The sequence below is a fragment of the Leisingera sp. F5 genome (genome assembly GCF_001593695.1).
On sequence record NZ_LUKH01001296.1, the window covers coordinates 1 to 1,131 of the forward strand.

Annotated in this window: 1 protein-coding gene and 1 pseudogene; both read left to right on the top strand. The window is 57.6% G+C overall.

Features of this window, described 5'->3' with window-relative positions:
• A pseudogene (dmdD, locus tag A2I95_RS40905) lies at window positions 1–408 on the top strand (methylthioacryloyl-CoA hydratase); the annotation flags it as partial.
• Window positions 409–698: 290 nt separating this feature from the next.
• Window positions 699–1,016: a helix-turn-helix transcriptional regulator gene (locus A2I95_RS40910; RefSeq protein ID WP_027258038.1), complete on the top strand. Its 318-nt coding sequence runs from the start codon at window positions 699–701 to the stop codon at window positions 1,014–1,016.
• Window positions 1,017–1,131 lie beyond the last annotated feature (115 nt).

Genomic DNA, 1,131 nt, shown 5'->3' on the forward strand with positions numbered 1-1,131 from the left:
CAGACCACATATTTTGCGCTTCCTGAAGGCCAGCGCGGCATCTTTACCGGCGGCGGCGCCACTATTCGGGTTTCCGAAATGATCGGCAAATACCGGATGATTGACATGATCCTGACGGGCCGGGTGTATCAAGGGCAGGAAGCGGTCGACCTGGGACTGGCGCAATACATCACCGAAGAGTCCAGCTTCGACAAGGCGGTTGAGCTTGCCGACAAGGTTGCGCAAAACCTGCCACTGACCAACTATGCCATCTGTTCTGCGATCAGCCATTTGAACAATATGTCGGGCATGGATGCGGCTTATGCCGAGGCTGTCGTGGCCGGCGTTGTGAACACGCAGCCTGCGGCGCGCGAACGGCTAGAAGCCTTTGCCAACAAAACCGCAGCCCGCGTGCGGCCCAACAGCTAGGCCGCGCGAACCAGCCGTCAGGCCGTGGTTTTGCGCATGGCCTGATGGTACCGGACAGTGCAGGGCAGGGGGGATCCGTTTGCTCTTGGTGCAGCTGCGAAGCGCTGGGGGCGAAGCGGGGCGGAACCTGGATGTGATGCGGTTTACTGCCGCCTATTTGCGTCATTCGATGGATTTCGTGCGCGATGCTGGAGCGTTAGGATCAGGGCACCGTGCTGCGGGCAGCTTTGCTAAGTGCTTCGTGCCGACCTACGTATTGACAAAACCGGGTTTATAGTTATTTTTGTGCCATGACGATATCAAGCAACAACGCCCGCGCCCTTGCCGCCCTTGGTCACGATGCCCGTCTGGCCATCTTCCGCCTGCTGGTCAAAGCAGGGGAGGGCGGGCTTCGGGTTGGCGAGATTGCCGAACATCTGGGCTTGGCTCCCTCCACGCTGGCGCATCATCTGTCGGCACTGGTGGATGCCAGGCTGGTTGTGCAGGAAAAGCACGGGCGCGAAGTATTCAGCCGGGTCGATTATCCCGTGATGTTGGGCGTGGTGAACTTTCTGACATCCGAATGCTGCACAGGTGTCACCCTTGCTGCCAAGGAGGAGAACGCATGAGGTGAATGCCTCTTCTTCGATCTAAAATAACTATAAATCTGGTGATATGGAAATGACAAACGCAACAAACGTTCCCCCAAGATCAGGCACATCTGTCTGGCGGTTCTTCCAAGAG

Bases quoted from the DNA above. Each gene is read 5' to 3' on its own strand.
- A2I95_RS40910 (WP_027258038.1), top strand. From the start codon at position 699: ATGACGATATCAAGCAACAACGCCCGCGCCCTTGCCGCCCTTGGTCAC.